Source organism: Anaerolineales bacterium, assembly GCA_015075625.1.
Lineage (GTDB): Bacteria > Chloroflexota > Anaerolineae > Aggregatilineales > UBA2796 > UBA2796.
In genome coordinates this window covers 234,265-255,140 of record JABTTZ010000004.1, presented here as the reverse complement: position 1 = coordinate 255,140, position 20,876 = coordinate 234,265, and the positions used below count along the sequence as shown (strand labels likewise).

At 57.4% G+C, this 20,876-nt stretch carries 9 protein-coding genes and 1 tRNA gene; 7 read left to right on the top strand and 3 right to left on the bottom strand.

Translation table 11 applies throughout. The features are described 5' to 3' along the window. The first annotated feature begins 70 nt into the window (after nt 1-70). Nucleotides 71-2,470, top strand: a complete 2,400-nt coding sequence (locus HS103_18750; GenBank protein ID MBE7514832.1) for a 3-hydroxyacyl-CoA dehydrogenase/enoyl-CoA hydratase family protein — start codon at nt 71-73, stop codon at nt 2,468-2,470. A gap of 14 nt (nt 2,471-2,484) precedes the next feature. Continuing rightward, complete coding sequence (locus HS103_18745; GenBank protein MBE7514831.1) at nt 2,485-3,672, top strand: acetyl-CoA C-acyltransferase; 1,188 nt, start codon at nt 2,485-2,487, stop codon at nt 3,670-3,672. A 295-nt stretch (nt 3,673-3,967) separates the two neighbouring features. On the opposite strand, the gene HS103_18740 is transcribed toward HS103_18745, so the two are convergent. Beyond that, nucleotides 3,968-4,600: a dTMP kinase gene (locus HS103_18740; GenBank protein ID MBE7514830.1), complete on the bottom strand. Its 633-nt coding sequence runs from the start codon at nt 4,598-4,600 to the stop codon at nt 3,968-3,970. A 257-nt stretch (nt 4,601-4,857) separates the two neighbouring features. Between HS103_18740 and HS103_18735 the strand changes: the two genes are divergently transcribed. The 4 genes from HS103_18735 (at nt 4,858) to HS103_18720 (ending at nt 10,683) form a co-directional block, all read left to right on the top strand. Continuing rightward, entirely contained in the window at nt 4,858-5,943 is a 1,086-nt protein-coding gene (locus tag HS103_18735; GenBank protein MBE7514829.1) for a PIN domain nuclease, read from the top strand. 4 nt (nt 5,944-5,947) lie between these two features. Further along, complete coding sequence (locus HS103_18730; GenBank protein MBE7514828.1) at nt 5,948-7,447, top strand: glutamate--tRNA ligase; 1,500 nt, start codon at nt 5,948-5,950, stop codon at nt 7,445-7,447. Nucleotides 7,448-7,642: 195 nt separating this feature from the next. Continuing rightward, complete coding sequence (locus tag HS103_18725; GenBank protein ID MBE7514827.1) at nt 7,643-9,442, top strand: DUF3352 domain-containing protein; 1,800 nt, start codon at nt 7,643-7,645, stop codon at nt 9,440-9,442. 44 nt (nt 9,443-9,486) lie between these two features. Continuing rightward, complete coding sequence (locus HS103_18720) at nt 9,487-10,683, top strand: hypothetical protein (GenBank protein ID MBE7514826.1); 1,197 nt, start codon at nt 9,487-9,489, stop codon at nt 10,681-10,683. Between the two features lie 620 nt (nt 10,684-11,303). On the opposite strand, the gene HS103_18715 is transcribed toward HS103_18720, so the two are convergent. Both HS103_18715 and HS103_18710 read right to left on the bottom strand, forming a co-directional pair. Continuing rightward, nucleotides 11,304-12,920: a TROVE domain-containing protein gene (locus HS103_18715; protein MBE7514825.1), complete on the bottom strand. Its 1,617-nt coding sequence runs from the start codon at nt 12,918-12,920 to the stop codon at nt 11,304-11,306. Between the two features lie 746 nt (nt 12,921-13,666). Then, a tRNA-OTHER gene (locus tag HS103_18710) sits at nt 13,667-13,795 on the bottom strand. A gap of 456 nt (nt 13,796-14,251) precedes the next feature. On the opposite strand from HS103_18710, the gene HS103_18705 reads away from it, so the two are divergent. Then, entirely contained in the window at nt 14,252-20,791 is a 6,540-nt protein-coding gene (locus HS103_18705; GenBank protein ID MBE7514824.1) for a DUF11 domain-containing protein, read from the top strand. Nucleotides 20,792-20,876: the final 85 nt, after the last annotated feature.

The following is a 20,876-nucleotide window of genomic DNA, read 5'->3' as shown; positions in this document are numbered from 1 at the left end:
TCACCCCATAGTATAATCAAACGAACGTTCAATTATATTAGACTTTTTCTGAAAAAGGAGATTGCGCCGCATGTCCTATCACATCCGCAAGGCGGGCGTCATTGGGTCAGGGACGATGGGCGGTGGGATTGCTACGCTTTTAGCGGGCGTCGGAATCCCCGTCGTGTTGCTCGATATTCCTCCCAAAGACACCAAACCCGGTGATTCCCCCACCAAGCGCAATGCCATTCCCGCTGGCAACCTCGCCAAGCTGAAGGCAAGCCGTATTCCGGCAATTTTCCAAGACGATGATCTCAACCTTCTGACCATTGGCAACACCGAGGATGACCTCGAACGGCTGCGCGATTGCGATTGGATTGTTGAAGTGATCGTAGAGCGTCTGGATGTGAAGCAAGACCTCATGAAACGCTTGGAGGCGATTCACCGTCCGGGGATGATCATCAGCACAAATACATCAGGGCTTTCCGTAAACGCCATTTGCAGCGCAAACGGGGCGGCGTTTCGGCAGCACTTTTTGGGGACGCACTTTTTCAATCCCCCTCGCCATCTCAAACTTTTGGAACTCATCCCCGGCACAGACACAGACCCCGCCCTCGTCACTTTTATGACCCACTTTGCCGAAGCGGTGTTAGGTAAAGGGGTCGTCATCTGCAAAGACACGCCGAACTTCATCGCCAACCGCTTCATCAGCATTGCGGGCGGGTTTGGCATGAACTACGCCGCCCAAAACGCCTATACCGTTGAGGAGATCGACAGCCTAACCGGACCGCTCATCGGGCGTCCCAAGACGGGGACGTTTCGCCTTGCCGATGTGGTGGGGGTGGATGTTCTGGCGCATGTGGCAACAAACCTCTATCCGGCGATCCCCACCGACCCCTATCGAGAGGTCTTGAAAGACCCAATCATTGAGGGGGCGACGCAGTTCTTGCTCAAGAACAATTTCCTCGGCGATAAAACCGGGCAGGGCTTCTATAAAAAGGTCACTGGCGCATCCGGCGAGAAGGAATTTTGGGCGCTAGACTTGAAAAGCCTTGAGTATGTTTCGCCGCTGAAGGCAAAGTTTGAAAGCGTTGGCAAGCACCGCAAGATTGAAGATACCGGCGCACGGCTGAAGGCACTGCTTGGCGAGACAGATCGCGCCGCCCAATACCTTTGGCACATCCATGCCTTTTACCTCAGCTATGCCTCTCAAATGATCGGTGAGATCGCTGATGATATTCTGAGCATCGACAATGCCAACAAATGGGGCTTTGCCCATGAGATGGGACCCTTCGAGATTTGGGATGCCCTCGGCGTGCGCGAGACGGTCAACCGCATGGCTACCGATGGCTACAAGGTAGCCGAATGGGTGATCGGCATGTTGGCGGGGGGGTGCGATACGTTCTATCAGCGTGCCGCCGATGGGACGGTGGTCGGCATGTATAACCCACAAAGGAAAGGCTATACCCGTGTGACGGGCGACCCCAAGGCGATCAGTATTCCGTCGCTGCGGGCGAACGGCAAAGAGATTGAGCGCAACAGTGGGGCAAGCCTCCACGATCTTGGGGATGGGGTGCTGCTGTTGGAATACCATACCAAAGCGAACGCCCTTGATGAAGATATTTTCCGCATGTTCCACGTTGCCTATGACCGCCTCGAACGCGATTTTGAGGGGATGGTCGTTGGCAATCAGGGTGATTATTTCTCCGCCGGGGCGAATCTCTTTGTCCTCATGATGGGCGCCATGGGCGGGCAGTGGGATCAGGTTGAGCAGATGCTCACCGCCGGACAAGACACCTTCATGAAGATGCGTTACTCCCCGAAACCGATTGTCACCGCGCCGTTTAACATTGCCGTTGGTGGGGGGTGCGAATCGACCATGCACGGTTCGCGCATTGTCGCCCATGCTGAGTTGTACATCGGCTTGGTGGAGTTCGGTGTTGGCGTGATTCCGGCATGGGGTGGCACAAAAGAGATGGTGCGCCGGGTGATTACCCCCGCTATGAGCATCCCCAATGCCGATCCCATTCCCCCGCTCCAAAAGGCGTTTGAGACGATTGCCCTTGCCAAAATCAGCACCAGCGCCATGGATGCCCGTGCTATGGGGTTCCTTAGTGCATCGGATCGCATCGTGATGAACAAGGATCACCAGATTGCCGAGGCAAAAAAGACCGTGTTGCAGATGGTTGCTTCTGGCTACGCCCCGCCCGCCCGCGCTAAACTTTACGCCGCCGGACGCGATGCAAAGGCGGCGCTCCAATTAGGCGTTTACTCCCTACGGGAGGCAGGTTACGCCAGCGCCCACGATGCGAAGATCGCCGGAAAACTTGCCTATGCCCTCTGTGGTGGTGATCTCACCGCCCCGACATGGGTCGATGAACAGTACTTCCTCGATCTGGAGCGCGAAGTGTTCATGAGTCTGATGGGCGAGCCAAAGACAATTGAGCGCATCCAACACATGTTGCAAACGAACAAGCCACTGCGGAATTAAGGAGCAACCAGGTTATGACTCGTGACGCTGTGATCGTTGCCGGGGCGCGTACCGCCGTTGGCAAAGCAAAAAAAGGGACGACCCAAAACCTCCGCTCGGATGACATGGCAGCGGCTGTGATCCAAGATGTGTTGAGGCATGTCGAAGGGAAACTTGACCCGGCGCTGATTGATGACATTATCATTGGCTGCGCCATGCCGGAAGGCTCGCAAGGGCTGAATATGGCGCGGATCATTGGGCTGCTGGCGGGCTTGCCGGTGGATATTCCCGCCCAAACGGTGAATCGTTTTTGCGCCAGCGGCTTGCAGACGATTGCCACCGCTGCCGAACGGATCATCGCTGGCGGCGCCGATGTAATCATTGCCGGTGGGGCAGAGACGATGAGCCTTGTCCCCATGACAGGCTTTCGCATCAGCCCGAACCCGACGATGGTTGAGACGATGCCCGAATCCTACATGGGTATGGGGCTGACAGCAGAGCGTGTGGCGGCGGAATGGAATGTCAACCGCGCCGATCAGGATGAATTTGCCTACCAGAGCCACAAAAAGGCAGCCGCTGCCTATGATTCGGGCAAATTCAAGGGGGAAATCACCCCAATCACCTTTGATGAGGTGACAATGAGCGCCAATGGTAAGCCAGAGAAAACGACGATCACCTTCGACACTGATGAACACCTCCGCCGTGAGACGACGGTAGACGGGCTGGCAAAGCTGAAACCCGTCTTCAAAGAGGGTGGGACGGTGACGGCGGGGAACAGTTCGCCGCTCAGCGATGGGGCGGCGGCGCTGCTGATCATGGAAGGGAGCATGGCAGCGAAACTCGGCTTGAAGCCCTTGGCGCGGTTTGTCGGCTTTGCGGCGTCGGGCGTCCGCCCCGAAGTAATGGGTGTGGGTCCGATCAAGGCGTTGCCGAAACTGCTCCAACGGACAGGGGTTGCCTTGCAAGATATCGATCTGTTCGAGTTGAACGAGGCGTTCGCCGCCCAAGCCCTTGCCGTGATCCGCACCTTAGAGCTTGACCCTGAAAAGGTAAATGTGAACGGTGGGGCAATTGCGCTAGGGCATCCGCTCGGCTGTACAGGCGCAAAACTGACCGTCCAGATCATGAATGAGATGGCACGCCGGAAGGCGCGTTATGGCGTTGTGACAATGTGCATCGGTGGCGGTCAGGGCGCGGCAGGACTATTTGAGAATCTGAACTGATGCGGAACAGTAAAAACGATTGGGTCGGTATAAACGAAAGGCGTTCTACGCAGAACAGCTAAGGCAAGGCATAGAAAGGGAAGGTCAGCACATCTTCCCTTTTTATACCGTTTTCGGTCTCAAATCCGTCAACGCACACACCTATCTCGGTCTATATGTCCGCATCGCTACTAAAGTTGCCGCCGTCAACCTCGGCATTTGGTTTAACCGCCCCCTCGGTAGACCCAATTTTGCCCATACCCCTTTACTGACGTAGTTCCCAAACAAGCCTTTTCGCGGCGGGCGCAATGCGACGTTACAACCTGAGCAAGCCGCGCCGCGCCAAGCGCTCCCGCACGATATGGATCACCATCCCCTGCACGCCCGCCAACGGCTGATCGGCGTCGATGCGCGTCCAGCGTTCCGGTGTTTCAGCCATCAGCGTCATGTAGCCTTCCCGCACACGGTGGTGAAAGTCCAGCGACTCGGCGTCTAGACGATCCAAGCCCTTGCTGCTGGTGGCACGGCGTGCCAAGCCCGCCGCCGGATCAATATCAAGGTAGATCGTCAGATCGGGCTGCAAACCGCCCGTCGCAAAGGCGGTGATCGTCCGCAGCGCAGACAAATCAAGCCCGCGCCCATAGCCTTGATAGGCAAGCGTGCTGTCGGCATAGCGATCACAGAGGACAATCTCCCCTGCTGCCAGTGCCGGACGGATCATTTCGTTCACCAATTGGGCGCGGGACGCCGAATAGAGTAGAAATTCACAGGCGGCGCTCATCGCGTTGCCGGGCGTCAACAGCACCCGCCGCACTTGATTGCCAATGTCTGTGCCACCCGGTTCGCGGGTGTGAAGAACACGAAATCCTTCTGCCCTCAGCCAATCGGCAAGGTAGGCAATCTGTGTCGTTTTGCCGCCGCCTTCGGGTCCTTCAAAGGTGATGAACACAAGCGAATGTCCTTATAGGGGTTTAACCGTTATGTTGTCGCGCTTACCGAACGTGATGAGCATACCTCGTTTTGGCTAGGGCGTTTTGGGGACGATACTGCTCTTAAGTGAAGGTGAAGAATTCTCCCCTTTGCGCCCCTTCACGTTGACTCCCGCCTTGCTCCGTGCGACAATGGTGCGGTGAGACTGCACATCTTTCCCCCTGAAGGGCTGACCGCCATCAGGATATATCCACATGACATTACGGACACAGAATCATGACCTCTGAATTGGGGCTGCGTCTTATTGGGATGCTGATCTTCACCCTAATTGGGGCGCGGATTGGTGCGGGCATTGCCATTCCTCCGCTGTCCGTCGAAACCTATGCGCTCATCTTCGGCTTAACCGGTTCGCTGACGGGCTTGATTTTGACACCTTATCTCACCACACGCCCTGCGCGTCTGGCACGGCGCATTGTCCTTGAAATGCCTGCCGAAATCCTCGTCACTTCGCTGATTGGGTTGGTGGTTGGCTTGATAGTGGCGGCGCTTTTCTCCGTCCCCCTCGGCTTGCTCCCCAAACCCTGGAGCGAATGGCTGCCCGCCGTCGTTGCTATCCTCGCCGCCTATTTGGGGGTGACGGTCTTTGGCTATCGCGCCCGTGAGTTGTTCGCCCTAGCGCGGGGAATTATCCGTGCAGAAGAACGCTCCCCTTACCCCGTGCGCGATCCAGCGTTCCCCGCCGACCCAACCTTTAACGAGAGCGTGATCCTCATGGACAGCAGCGCCATCATTGATGGGCGCATCCTTGACATTAGCAAAACGGGTTTCCTGAGCGGGCAAATCATTATCCCGACGTTCGTCCTTCACGAGATACAGCACATTGCCGATGAAAGCGACGCCAAGCGCCGCGCACGTGGCAAGCGCGGCTTGGAAATCATTGAGACGATGAAGAAGGAAAGCCTCGCCCCGGTCTATGTCACGGAAATGGATGTGGAAGGCGTGAAAGAGGTGGATCATAAGCTGATTGCCCTTGCCAAGCAGATGAGCGCCTACCTTTTGACCACCGACCACACGCTGAACCGCATCGCTCAATTGCAGGGTGTCCATGTTCTGAACGTGAACGACCTTGCCAACGCCGTGAAAGCCTCGCTGCTGCCCAACGAAGTGATCACCATCCAAATTGCCTCAGAGGGGAAAGAACCGGGGCAAGGGGTAGGCTACCTGGATGATGGGACGATGGTCGTTGTCGATCAGGGGCGACGTTACCTTGATCGCACCATTGATGTCATCATTCAACGCATGATTCAGACCTCAGCGGGGAAAATGTACTTTGCCCGCCCCGACGATGATCCGAGAAAGTAAGGTTATGACTGATTCACCCGCCCGCACTCGTTACGCCCCTAGCCCAACGGGAAAAACCCACCTCGGCAATCTCCGTACCGCCATGTTCGCTTGGCTTTTGGCACGGCACAGTGGCGGGCAGTTCATCCTCCGTATTGAGGACACCGACCAAACCCGGCTTGTGGAGGGCGCACAGGCTGAATTGATGGACGCCATGCGCTGGCTCGGTCTGCTCTGGGACGAGGGTCCCGACCTCGGCGGACGGGGAGTGCCTTACGTTCAATCGGAAAACCTTCCCGCCTATGGCGACGCCGCCCGCAATTTGGTGGCGCGGGGACATGCCTATTACTGCGATTGCACCCCGGAACGGCTGGATGTCGTGCGCAAGATGCAGCAGCAGCGCGGTCAGCCCCCCCGATATGACAACCACTGCCGAGAGCGCGGGTTGGGCGCGGGCGAAGGGCGCGTAATCCGCTTCAAAATGCCCACTGAGGGCGTCACCATCTGTCGGGATCACCTGCGGGGCGATACCCGTTTTGAAAACGCCCTGATCGGTGATCCAGTTATTCTGAAGTCAGACCAGTTTCCCACCTATCACCTCGCCGTGATCGTGGACGATCAGCGCATGGCGATTACCCATGTGCTGCGCGGGCAAGAGTGGCTGCCCTCAACGCCCATTCACCAGCAGATTTACGCCGCCTTTGGCTGGCAAGCGCCGGTTTGGGTTCACCTCCCCCTTGTGACGGACTTTCAGGGGAAAAAGATCAAGAAGCGGGATGATGGGCAAGGCGCAGATGAGGAGTACGCGAAGTACGTTGAAATGACGCGCATCGATACCCTGCGCGAAAAGGGCTATATGCCCGCTGCGGTGATGAACTTCCTCGCCTTTTTGGGCTGGAATCCCGGCACGACGGAAGAACTATTCACCCCCGCCGAACTCAGCGCGGCGTTCAGCTTGGATCGCCTTAGCCTAAGCCCCGCCGTCTTTGATGTGGATCGTTTGGATTGGTTTAACCAGCAGCACCTTCGCCGCCTTCCCCCCGCTGAACTGGCAGCGGGGGCGCTCCCTTACCTGAAGGTGGCATACCCCGACGCGCCGCGCTTGGACGATTCGGGCTGGGTGGATCGCCTTTTGGGGGCGGTCAAAGAGGAGTTGATCACGGTGGGGGAGGTTGCTGAGAAAACGCGCTTCGCCTTCATCGATCCCGTTGATTATCACGGCGAGGTGCGCGAACACCTTCAATCAGCAGCGGCGGAAATTGCCCTCAATGCCCTACGCGAGGCGCTTCCGGCAGAAGATGCTGTAAGCCCAGAGACGGCGGAAGCGATCTTCAAAACGATGCGTGCCGCACTCAAAACGAGTCACAACCTCGGTGGCAAGGCGATCATGCAGCCCCTTCGCGCCGCCCTGACGGGCGTCAGCGGCGGACCGCACCTGACCGATATACTCGTCTTGATTGGGGCAGGGGCGGCGCGGCGGCGCTTGGATCAGGCGCTGACAGCAGTAGTCACAGGGGCGCTCTAAAGCACTTCTAGTTGGTCAAACGGTGCGGGGCTGAAGCCGCCACGTTGAGGCTTAAAGAAGGCAAAGGTAGGTCTCTTTTGTCTTTCAAGCCCCGAAGGGGTGGTTACTTCCAGCCCGGTGCTTTAGCACTGGGACTCATGCGATGTTCCTTGCGATCCTGCGTTTTCAATCTATTTGTACTTAGGGACAAGCACCTTGTTCACCAGTGAGGATATGCTCATGTTCTGCCTCCTACGCCCGATAGGATTCGTCGCCCTGTTGATCGCTCTTACCTTCGGAGGAATGACCCCTCCCGCTGCCGCCCAACCCCCCACCGCTGATCCACTGCTCGTTCCGGCTGCGATTCTTCCTGCCAACACCTTTTTTTACGCTGCCGTCCGTCTGGACGATGCCACCCTCGGCAGCCTTGATGCCATTCTCGCCACCTTCCGTGAGCGGCTGCCCGCCGATGCGGTGTCCCCTTCAACCCGCGATATGATTGCCCTCCTTGCCAGTTTGGATGTGTTTGGGCAGCGATTTTTCGGGGGTGACTTTGCCACCAGCATCCGTCCATGGTTGGGCGATGTGGGGGCGGCGGCACTCATCCGCCCTGATATTAACCTTTTGGCGCGGGATTTTCGCCGCAGCCGCTTTTCGTCCTTTTACGCGCCTGTTTTTATCCTCCAGATTCGTGATCGGGCAGGGGCAGCCGCCGCACTGGAACAGTTTTTCCAGAAGGCGGACGGCGTGTGGCAGAAGACAGAAGACACCGCCTTTCAAACAGTGTTTACGCAGGGCGATATATCTAACTTCAGCGCATCGGCAATCGCCATTCGAGACGACAGCCTGATTATCTCTACAAACATTGGCTTGGAAAGCCTCCCCCTCGTCACCAATTCGCTGGCGGATGCGCCGCACTTCCAAAAAACTCTCAGCCGTATGCCGCTGCCACATTACACAGCGGTGGTCTTTACGAACGCCCGCACATGGCTCGAACAAGGTATCGGCTCGTCGTTCTACGCCTCCTATTATGGCTTTCGATGGGATACGCTCATGGTTTTAACGCCCTTGATGCGGGCGGCGGGCTATGTAGGCGTTGGGTTCACCAGTTTGGATGCCGACACTATCACGATGGATACCATCTTCACAGTGGGAAACACTGCCCCCTTAAAGGCGTTGGGTTTCACCTTCACACAGCGCGGACGGGCGCTCATCCCTGAGTTTGCTGCCCGTGTTCCGGGGAACGCCTTCGCCGTGATTCATGGGGCTGACCTCGCCGCCAGCGCGGAAACGTTCTGGGAGGCGGCGGGACACATCCTCAGCACCTTCACCCTTCAGTCGTTCACAGAGGATGCGGCGCTTATCGAGGGACTGAAACGCCCCTTCAATGTCGTCCTCAGCAACCTGATCGGTTTCGATTACGAGCGCGACCTCTCCGGCTGGATCAGGGGCGACTACGCCCTTTTCCTTTCCGATGCGGGCGGGGTGACCATTGACGCCGGACTGATGTTCGCTGTGAGCGATGCTGCCAGCGCCCGTCAGTTTTTGCGAACGGTAGAGAGCGAACTGGGCATTACCTTGACCTTGCTTGGCGTCAGGGATGTTTTGATTGATTCGGCGTGGACGCACATCAGAGATACCGAGGTGTTGGTGATCAAGGTCGTCCCTCTTTATGGCGGTGCGCCCTTTGAAATTGTCCTTGCTGCCGACGAAGCGATCCTCGTTATGGGGTCGCGGGGAGCGGTAGAGAGCGTCCTAACCCCCACCGAGGAATCCGCCTCGCTGCGGCGGGTGCGGCAATACACCCTTCCGACGGCAGGCATGGGGTGGTATGTTGTGCCCGGGCAGTTGACCTCACGCTTTGATGCCCTTGCCTTGCTTGCCCCTAACGACTACCAACGGCGCCAGTATGAAACCTACCGCACCCTCACAACGCTTCTGCGCGATGCCTCGATCAGCGGGGCGGTCAACGAACACGGTGATTTGCTCCTGCGCTTCACTGTTGGTGTCCGCTAGGGTAGATCGCCTGAGGAACAATGAGACAGGTCACCTAAATTTTTATGAGTCACGATGTCACCCAATCACCCCCTCGCCGCCGCGTGTGGCGGGGGCGGCTGATCGCCTTGTTGTTCAGCCTTGCCTTCACGTGGCTACTGATCGAAGTTGCCCTACGCCTTGCCTTTGAATACCTTCCCCCAAAGGTACAGGGCGATATTCAAGGGGTGCGGCGCGTCCCCTGGTCAGAGACGCCCATCGTCCCGCCGATGCCCTTCACCATTGACCGTGATTTTCAAGTGCGTTTGCCCGTTGGCTTGGTCGATTACCCTGTGCGCTGGAGCGACGCCCGCTTCAACTTCAACACGATCAGCGCGTGGGAGGGACACCGCGCCGGATTGCGCAGCGACCCTCCCGAATGGGCGCTCGACATTCTGACCTTTGGGGATTCGTTCACCTTTTGCTGGACGGCATGGGAGCAGTGTTGGGTTGAAACGCTGGATATAGAAGGCGGGTGGAACGTTTTTAATGCGGCAATCCCTGGCACAGGGACAACCGCCCAACTGAACCTGATGAAGGAACTTGCCCCACCCTGGAAACCAGCGCTTGTTGTGTGGGCATGGTACAACAACGACCTTTCTGACAATTACGACCTCGCCCGCATCCGTGATGAGGTGGGGGAACTCCCCGGTGCCCCCGCCGATGATCCCGTTGCCCCACCAAGCGGGTTAGGGCAGTTTTCGGCGTTGGCGCAGTTGATCAATGCGAATGTTTCGCCACCGCCCCGCCTGACGCCCTTTAAACATTATGAAACCGTTCTCGTCAATGGGCGACGGCTGCTTGTCCATACGAACGAATACCCCTATGCGACGGTCATTGACGCCTACCCGCGCACACAGTATGGGTGGGAGCGTGGCATTGCGGCTCAGGCTGAGGGGCAAGACCTTGTAAAGGCATGGGGCGGACGCCTGCTGATCGTCGTGATCCCCACAAAAGAGGAAGCCTACGCCGAGTTCCTGACTGAAGCAGTGGGACAAGCCTACTTGGATCAGATGGCGATAAGTCGGGAGCGCCTGCTGGCGGAGTGTGAGGTGCGAGGGTGGTTGTGCCTCGATACGCTGCCCGCCTTCCGCGAGGCAATCCGGCGGGGCCAGACGATCTACTATGGGTTCGATTCGCACCTTGATTCATCGGGAAATCGCCTTCTTGCGGAGATGGTTGAGGCGTACATTGCCGAAAATCAGTTTATCCCCAAACGGTAACGGTAGTAACCAATGAGGCACATTCGCCTTAGCGTTGTATAGATCGCCCACAAGGGGCGAGGGAGGATGAGGTTTGTTCCCCGCCCCTGTAGAGATGCCCTAGAGGGCGTCCACGCCGATTCCTGCCGACACGTCCTTCCTGTCGGGACGCTCTATCGCCCGCCGCTAAAGCAGCGGGCTAAGGGTAGCCACCCCTCCGGGGCTTGGAAACCACTTCCGCTGTTCATCTTTCAGCCCTAACAAGATATAGACGTTACGTAGTTGAACATGTTTCCCCTATAGTCATTGAAAGGGACAGTTTGAGGGGGAATCCCCCTCAAAAACCTGATTTCCCTTCTCCCACACAGCGAGAGAGGGGGAATAACGTCTTTTGAGAAGCCAACATGCGTTTTGCCAAGAGGGTACGCTCATATGTCACATCCTAATTTACAGATAGTCCCTTAAACGTTAAACGTATGTTTAGAGATTGAGGTAGCCGCTTCACAAAAACCCGCGTTCATTCCCTTCCTATGTGGTAAGGACTGTGTTTACCTATTCCGCCGTAGACAGGGAAAATGATATCGGGGGATGAAGGGGGTTGAAGGAGTTGAAAAAGGGGCTTGTTCAACCCCTCCAATCGCTTACTCTTGCTCTGCCGACGGCAGATTGTTCAAGCCTGCCATCTCCGCCGCAAAGCGCAGGACACCATCACTCCAGCCGCCCAGAATGTAGGTCTTGTCGTAGAATTCAGGCACAATCGTATCCTGATACCCCGCCACCTGCACCAGAAAGACCAATACCTGAGGATTCACTTGGCGGCGATAGGTAGCTATCAGCTTAGGCACATCGATATAGCGATTACCTTTACCAGACCAGATAAAGTCGCTGTATGCACCCGGATCTGTTCCGTAAAGTCCGCCATGTCCAGCTTGCATGTCCGAGTAAATAAACACCACGTCCCAGTGTTGGCGTGTGCGAATGGCTTCATCCCAGAACAGCCATACCCCGTTTTCGGTGCCGCCTCCCACAGCAGAGCCGCGCTTATCAACCTCTTTGAGTTGGTCAAACAGGGAACTGCGCTTGCGTACAGCCATGATGTCCAGTTTGTCGCCAAAGATGCCGACATAGCCTTCCCCAGACTGCATTGCTGTGAGAATCGCCGTCAGATTGGCAATGGTGCTGATCTGCATTTTTCCCATAGATGAGGTCGTAGTACCCCGCGCAGAGCCGCTATTATCGCACAGACTCATCACCCGCCCCGGAAAGGTTGGCAGATTGCCCAGCGCCAAGTTCAAGCATTCTTCGATAGCATCCAGCACGGAAGGCGGCGCAATCTTCTCTACAGCGCGATAGGCGCTGTAGTAGCGGAACGGCAGTTGCTTTCCCTCGGCAGCCCCTTTGATAAGGGTATCCTTGAACGCCTTCGGATCGACCCCCTGTTCGAGCAGATTCCGCAGATTGCGCAGTAACGCCATATGCCCCATCAGCGGCAGCGCCTGCTCCCAGCTTTCTTTCGAGGCGCCTTTCGCAGAGATGATCGCTTCCCACGTCTGATCGGTGAGCCGTAGTTCGCCGCGTACCAGCTTGTTCACAGCCTCGCTCTTGGGATGTACCAGATTGGCAACATCCACCAACTTCACCGTGCGTGATTCAAGGCGATATTTTGCCAGTGCGTATTCATTCGCCTTTTCCAATGCATCGCGCCAGGCTTTCTTCAGCGCGTTCGGGATCGGCTTGCCATACAGCGCCCGCTGGTACGCCAGTCCAACAGCCGGTTCATCAGCGCGGGCAATGATCTGTGGCGCATAACGCCGCACCAACCCCGTCCCCCGCACCGCCGGATGATTGGCGGCACGAACGAGGATGACCTGAGGCGTGGTGCGGATGTGATCCACCTGACGCAGGCGAACGGCTTCCTTCAGCGTTGCTTCGGGATCAGCCGCCAGTGCCGCATCAATGGCTGATTCCATCAATTCAGCCGGAGTCATGCCGCGCCATTCACGGGGGTCTATGGCGTTGAGCAGTTCGCGCAGCCGAGTGACGTCCTCATCGCTCAGCGCCACAGGCGGGCGCTTGCGTGCCGGGCGCTTATCCTGACTGTCGCGCTGGTAATACATCGGCTCTCCAAAAAAGCATGACGAGGCTGCATAGCGCAAGCGCTTCAGCGAGTCGTTGATGTCGTAAGAGGGACCACCCATCCAGTTCAGATGCGTGTTCGCCCGCTCAGCCCTTTTCTTCTTGCGGTTCAGAAAGCCCATGATGCACTCACCTTGATAAATTAGAGGTTACGCAGTTGCCCTCATCCCCCTGCGACCCGCCTTCGGCGTGTACCCGCTCCCACTGGGAGAAGGGGGTATTCATTTTTTGAGGGGGAAGCCCCCTCAAACGTCCTCTTTCGATGACTACAGGGCAAACACGTTCAACTGCGTAAGTCCTATAAAAGTGAACGAGAGAACGCTGCGGTTGGGGTTTCCCCCACCATCTATGTGACGTTAGCCACATGGATGATGGTCTTGCCATCGTTGACAAATGAAGTAACCCAACCACTCACTGCCCGTTCATTGTTCAGGCGTAGACATTAGAAAAAAACAGGGAGAATCTTGGCGCCGGTATTTTCTCTAGCGCGTCTGCCAATTCCGCCACATCTCCCGAAGGAGAAGGCAGGGATCGAACCTGCACGGCTTGCGCCACTAGACCTTGAAGTATCCGACACACTCACTGCCCTGCTATGCACAGTATTGATGCGAGGAGAACATTGAAAGCGGTTTCCTGATGGTCATCCGATCAAGAGCCATCAGGTTTAGGATTCGAACCTACAGTATTTTTCAACGAGATTGACCCCTCAGTGGTTGACACCCCCGCTTATCACGATATACCTGCCGATGGGCAGGCGGTGGTGATCAAGGGAAAATGAACGACGCCTGTCCTTCTTGTAAGAAGGCTGATTGCAGTCCAACCAGTGAGGGTACTGCACGAAGTAACCGCTTACCTCACTGCTGCACAAAGCCGGGGATAGGACTCGAACCTACGACCTAGCCATTACGAATGGAGTAACTCTGAAATCTCGCTGCCGCTTGCGCGGAGAACACTGCTCAGAGTATTTTACTTGCTCTGCCAACTGAGCTACCCCGGCACTTGAGCTATAATGACCCTTTGTAGACTATTAAAGCCTTTTATTATCTGTTATCATAGAGTAAATTAGGGGACTGTCAAGGGTATATTTTGCAGCCTGTACAAATGGACTCGTACAGGCGTACCATCCATTGCGCCCCACGGGGAGGGGCAAGGGACGGCGGGTTGATATAGCGCTTGGTGCCCTACCCCCTCTCCCATAAGGAGTTTGACTGGGCAGGGGGAGTGAGCGAATTTTTGAACTAGTGTCTTGTCTAAAAATATGAACAGCCTCCCTACAAAATTCCCCTCAAGGATTCCGTCACCTCTCACCCTCTATCGCGGTAAAGGAATTAACGCTACACTCAGACGCGGCACATACTGGGGTAACAGCGGGAGAGGCAGCGCTATAGAGTGTCGATCATGTTCATCCATTCACCCTTTTCGCGGGTAGTTACGTTTCATTGGGAGATTATCTATGACTAGAGGACGGCGGTTACTCCTTGCCACCATACTGATCCTCACGCTGGCGTTTGGCGCTGGTGTATGGACGGTTCGGGCGCTACCATCAGGAGTTGATCTCTCCGTCCAGAATGGGGTCACGGCGAATGCTGGGTCCTTCATTGCTGGAACGGCGACGGGATACAACTACACGGTGACAGTGACAAACTTCGGCACCGTTCAGGCAGATTCCACGATAGGCGAGCCTATTGTCGTCAACCTGAACATTGCTGGAGGGGCGCAAATCACAGGTGGCTCTGGCACAAACTGGACGTGCGTGGTGAACACCACGACCTCGGCAACGTGTACGCTCGATGTTGGCAATAGCATTGCCGCCAACAGCGGGACGAGCCAATTTGTGATTCCAATCAGCATTGATACGAATGCCTCACCGACGATTACCCTTACGGCGAGCGTCTCCAACAGTGATGACAACACCTTCAATAACACCGGACAGGGGTCAACCCCCGTCGCTGGTGTGCCTGATCTGACCATCACGAAAATTTTGCAAAACCCGCCGCTGGTTCACAATAACGAAGCGCGATTTATCATCAGTGTCCGCAATAAGGGCAGCGCCACAGCGACCATTCAACCGGTCTTTGTCAACGACAACGCCGGCTCGAACAACCTGATTACAAATTGGTCGGGGACGAACTGGAACTGCACCATCCAATTGGGCGGGCAACAGTTGGCGTGCCAATACAATTTGCAACTTCTCGCCGGGCAAACCGCCCCTGACATCACGGTTTATACCAATCCTACCAATCCTGGTCCAAACGCAACTCTGCCCCTAACTGGGAATATCGCTACGGTCTTTAGTGTGGAAGAACCCGCCGCTTCGACGGGCGATAACTCCGCCTCCGCCATTGGCGATATTTACCGCCAGCCTGACCTCTCCGTGACAAAGACGGCTTCGCCCGATTTTGTCGTTGGCTTGGGGACGCGCACCTTCACCATCACGGTGACGAACAACGGCGGACCAACCTTCAGCGGGGCAAACAGCATCACCGTTGTCGATACTGTTCCAGCCGGGTTGACGATTAACTCCGTCACCTCAGCCGATTTCCCCTCGTGCAATACGAGTGGGCAGACGGTCACCTGCGTACGGACAGCAACCCTTGCCACCAGCGCGACGGCAACAATCACCATCACGGTGACGCCAACCGTCGTTGGCACGGTGACAAATACCGTCACTGTCAACACGGCGTTTGATCAGGTGACAGGCAATAATTCCTTCAGCCTTCCGGTTGATGTGAAGGGGATTGATGTGGCGGTGACGAAAGACCTGACGGGCGATCTCGCCGTTGGGGTGAATGCCACCTACTCGATCACCGTTGCCAATGTCAGCAACACGACCTTCCCCGGCTTGGGCTTCCGCGCCGCCACAGGGACAATCTCCCTGAGCGACACCGTTCCCGCCATTCTGCTTCCGGTTGCCGGCACGTTCACCTTCACCGGGGACATGATAAGCTGGAACTGTACGCTCGCCGGGCAGATGGTCAGTTGTACAAATACAGCCGACTTGGACGTGGGGCAGACGGGCGTGATTAGTTTCACCGTCCGCGCCCGCAACACGGGCATCGGCGCGACGAACGTGACGAACACAGCGACAGCAACCGTCACTGCTGACCAGAATACCAGCAACAACACCGGATCGCACACCTATGCGGGTCCGATTGCTGCCCCTGATCTCATCCTGAGCAACACCGTTGTCTCGCAAACACCAAGCCCCTTTGTGGCGCTTGATCCGAACAGCCGCTTCACCTTTACGGTGGAAAACAGCAGCATTTCCAATGCGACGGCAACAGCGGGCAACCCCATCATCCTGACCTTCACCTTCCCATCGGGAGTCACCGCGGCGAACGTCATCAGCAGCACCGGAACCTCGACTATCGACTTCACCGGCGGCTGTGTTTTTGCTGCGCCAACACTCACCTGTACAGAAACAGCGGGCAACGTCCGGCAAGCAGATCCCGAAACTGTTGAAGTCGAATTCACCGCGCCACCCATCGCCAGTAACTTCCCGGTGACGGTGACGATCAACGGTGGGTTTGATCCCGGCACGCCGGCAGATACGAAGACCTACACTTTCAACATCAGCACGGCAGACCTGCTGATCACCAAAACCCATACGGGGACATTCCCCCGCACCGTCTCGCGAAATATCCGCATCACCGTGCGCAACATCGGCGCGGCAACCTCCACCGGCACGATCACCGTGACCGATACGCTTCCCACCGGAATGCGTATGTACCTCGGCGGGACGCTCCCGCTGCTTGGGGCGTGGACGACCAGCAGCCCCGATGGAGCAACTGCGCCCGTCTTCACCTTCAGTGGGACGCTTGCCCCGAACGCAGAGTCAACCTTTGAGTTCCAGGCCTACGCCACCGATCTAACCCCACTTGGTTCGGTCGTGAACACGGTGACAGTGGCGAACGCGGGCGAACCTAGCTCACTACTTGGCAATAATACGGCGACAGATACCCTCATTGTTGAGGTAGAGCCGACGGCTGACCTCACCGTGAGCCATAGCTGCACGCCGCTGACGATCAGCACTGGGCAGAACACCACCTGCACGATCACCGTGACAAATATCGGACTACGTGCCACGACGGGCGCCACGATGACCCTGACGACCAGCTTTGATACGGCAGGTCTGACGTATGTCACAAATACGAATGCGAGCGGCTGGTCTGGTGGGGCGACGCTAACACCTGGCGTCTTTGAATGGACGAGCACGAACGTCATGGCGACAGGCGATACGGCGGTCTTTACCCTGACCCTACAAGGCGCCTCCGTCAGCAGTTCGGCAGTCTACAATCTGAACTCCACCATCGCTATTGCAGCGACGGAAAACAACACGGCGAACAACAGCGCCCAAACGGGGATCACCGTTCAGCCAACACCCCAATCTGACCTCGCCGTGACGATGACCCACACGGGGAACTTCATCGTGGGCAGCCCCGGCACCTACACGATCCGCGTCCAAAATGTGAGCGCCGTGAACTATGCTGGTGGGCTGGTCGAAATGACGACAAATCTCCCCACCCAATTGGCTTTTGCCTCAGTAGGCAGTGCGGTGGGCTGGACGTGCGCTCCCTTTGGGGGGACGAATGTCCAATGTACGCGCAGCGATGCGCTGACGGCGGGCAGCTTCTACCCAGACATTGTGATCACCGTAAACGTGACGACGGCGGGCAGCTACACACCTGGTGCCAGCATCGTTGTTTCCGGCATCGATGGCAGTGCGCTGAACAACAACGCCACCGACCCAACGATTGTGACCTCTGGTGCTGCGCCGGATATGCAGCTTGTCAGTGAGTCGCATGTCAATCCCTTCACGCTTGGCGTTCAGGGCGTTTTTACCATCAACGTAGCGAATATCGGCTCCGGTCCGACGACGGCGGATGTGTACGTCCGCAAAGCGCTTCCAAGCGGCTTCAGCGTCGTGGCGGGCAACAGCGGCAGCAACTTCACCTGTTCGCAGGTGTCTCTCCTCGGCGTGCCAACGGCAGAGTGCGTGCGCTTATCAAGCTCACCCATCCCCGCCAGCAGCGGCAGCCTACCGATCACCTTGCAGCTGATTCCTAGCACCGCCGGAACATTCCCGAACACCTCAGTTACCGTCACGACGACGGGTGATGCGAACTCGGCAAACGACAGCTTCATCGATCCGACGAATGTGATCGTGAACGGTGTGCCTGATCTCGTCGTGAGCAAGACGGAACAACCTGCTGGCGACTTCACCCTCTCCAACGGCACGGGAACGTACCGTATCACCGTGACGAATGTCGGCTCTGGCTCAACCAGCGGCACGATCACCGTCACCGATACACTCCCCAGCATCATGAACTTCAACAGCGCCAGCGGCGGCGTAAGCTGCACGGGGACATCCACCGTCACCTGCACCTTCACGAACGTCATTGCGCCCAGTGGTGTCTTCTTCTTCGATCTCACCGTAAACCTAACAGGGACGGGAACAGTCACCAACAATGTGTCGGTCATTGGCGGCGGCGATACCTCGTCGTCTTCTGGCAGCGACACAACAACGGTGAACGCCTCGCCGCTTCCAAACCTAACGGTGACCAAGACCGAAGTTCCCGCGGGCAACTTCACCATCAGCAGCGGCACGGGAACGTACCGCATCACGGTGGAAAACGTTGGCACGGTGGCGACAGACGGCAGCAACATCGTTGTCACCGATACGCTCCCTGGGGGCATGACCTATAGCAGCCACAGCAGTCCGGCAGGCTTTACCTGCACCGGAACAACAACGGTTACTTGCCAATCGAACATCGTCATCGGTGCTTCAACGGCAACTTTCCTTGATCTTACCGTCAGCCTGAGCGGGGTCACCCCCGGCACGTACACGAACAACGTCAGCGTGCAAGGTGGCGGCGATAACTCGCCAGCCACAGGCTCAGACACAACAACCGTCGTCGCCGGACCGTCGCCTGATCTGACACTCTCCAAGAGTGGTCCGAGCAGCTTCGCCGTTGGCGCCGATGGAAACTACACAATCACCGTGACGAACATCGGGACGCTGCCGACGACAGGGACAATCACCGTCACCGACACGATCCCAGTCCAGTTGACCTATGTCAGCGGTTCAGGGACGGGTGGCTTCACCTGCACCGGAACGCAGACGGCGGGCGCAACCGTGACCTGCACCACCACCACCGCCATTGCCGTGAGCGGCAGCGCTACAGTCACCCTGACGGTTTCGGGCAACACCCAATCCAGCAGCGGTGTGATCAACACGGCGACGGTCAGCGGCGGTGGCGATGTGACCACCAGCAACAATTCTGGCAGCACCGGCGCTATCCCGATCAGCGGGGCGCCCGACCTCTCGATCACGAAGTCCTTGCCAAGCGGGACGACCTTCCTACGCCAAAACGTGAACGGGTCGTTCAACTTGACCATCGCCAACGGCAACGGCGGACCGACCTCCGGGACGATCACCGTCACTGATACCTTGCCGACGGCGCTTCAGTTCATCTCTGCTTCTGGCGGCGGCTTTAGCTGTTCTGGTGCGCAAACAGCCGGCGCAACAGTCACCTGTACACGCAGCACGCCGATGAATGCTAACGAAGTCCAGACGATCATCGTGAATGTCCTGCCTGTGAGCAATGGGTTTGTGACGAACACGGCGTCCGTCAGCGGCGGCGGCGAACCTAGTACCACGTTGGGGAACAACACCAGCAGCTTGCTCATCGAAATCCGGGCAACCAACCCCGCCGAACCCGGCACGCTGTCTAGCTATACCCTGACGCCAACCAGCGCTCCGGCAGACAACACGACGTTGGTCACGTTGACGATCACCATCTACCAACTGAACAACACCACGCCGGCGCCAAACACCACCGTCACCCTGCAACCGAACAGCAGCAACGGCTTGACCTTCTCGCCCGGTCTGACGGGGACAACGAACGCCAGTGGACAAGTGACCTTCACGATCAAGTCGTCCATTGCCCAGACGGTGCAAATCCCGTACTCGGCAACGAACAGCTTCGGCGGACCAGTCACCTACAACCAAAACCCACCGGTGGTGACCTTCACTACTGGCACAGGAACAGGGGTCGTAAGCGCCTCGAAATCGACGGTGGTCACCGACTACATCTCTATCCCTGCTGATGGAACGTTTAAGGCAACCATCACCGTGACGCTCAAGAACGACGCCGACCAGCCCATCACGGGCAAGACGGTGACGCTCACGGCGAATCCGGCGCCAAGCACGTTGATTATTGAGCAGGCAACCTCGAATGTCTCTGACTCCAGCGGTCAGGTGAAGTTTACGGTGCGTTCGTCCGCGCAAGGCGAGTCTGTCTTTAGCGCCAGCGTGAACGACAATCCGGTGGTCTTCATCAACCAAACGGTAACCATCAAGTTCACCGCACCCGGCACGGCGGCTGTGGCAGCGCCAAGTACAGGGACGGGGACACCTGAAGGCGGCTTCTTGCCCGCCGGTCCAATCACAGGCACGGTCATCGCCTACCGCTTGCGGGTGCGCGTCTGCCCAAGCCTTGATTGCGAGATCATCGGCTTGCTGAAGCTCAACACGCGGGTAAGCATCCTCGCCAAGAACAAACGGGGAACGTGGCTGCAAATCCAGCTTGAGACAGGAACGGCATGGGTCTACGCGGCGTGGATTCGTATGAAACGCGCTGAGTTCCGCACCCTGCCCGTGATTGATGATCAACTGGGGACGGCGCCGCTGGTCCCAATCCCCTCGCCGCTCATCCCGGTCGAGGGTCAGGGTATCGGCGTGGTGAATACCTATAACCTCCGTGTGCGCACGGGTCCGGGCTTCACCTACCAGAAGATCGGTTTGGTGCGTTTGGGAACAGAACTTCTGCTGTTGGGCATCAGCCCGGATCGAAAGTGGTACAAGATCGCCATCGTTGGCGGTGAGGCATGGGTGAGTTCCTTCTACGTCCGCGTGCGCAGCATCAACGGTGGGCGTCTGCCCGTCGTAGAGCCGCCTCCGACGCCGGTCTTGCCCGTCTTGCCGAAGTAACCTCAGCCGAGGGAGGGCGCCGAACACGCGCCCTTCCTCAATCACGAACGATAAGACGGGGAGGCGTGATTAGCCTCCCCGTTTT

Excerpts from the sequence above, each read along its gene's own strand:
- HS103_18720 (MBE7514826.1), top strand. The coding sequence starts at position 9,487 with ATGAGTCACGATGTCACCCAATCACCCCCTCGCCGCCGCGTGTGGCGG.
- HS103_18750 (MBE7514832.1), top strand. The coding sequence starts at position 71 with ATGTCCTATCACATCCGCAAGGCGGGCGTCATTGGGTCAGGGACGATG.
- HS103_18745 (MBE7514831.1), top strand. The coding sequence starts at position 2,485 with ATGACTCGTGACGCTGTGATCGTTGCCGGGGCGCGTACCGCCGTTGGC.
- HS103_18705 (MBE7514824.1), top strand. The coding sequence starts at position 14,252 with ATGACTAGAGGACGGCGGTTACTCCTTGCCACCATACTGATCCTCACG.
- HS103_18735 (MBE7514829.1), top strand. The coding sequence starts at position 4,858 with ATGACCTCTGAATTGGGGCTGCGTCTTATTGGGATGCTGATCTTCACC.
- HS103_18715 (MBE7514825.1), bottom strand. The coding sequence starts at position 12,920 with ATGGGCTTTCTGAACCGCAAGAAGAAAAGGGCTGAGCGGGCGAACACG.
- HS103_18730 (MBE7514828.1), top strand. The coding sequence starts at position 5,948 with ATGACTGATTCACCCGCCCGCACTCGTTACGCCCCTAGCCCAACGGGA.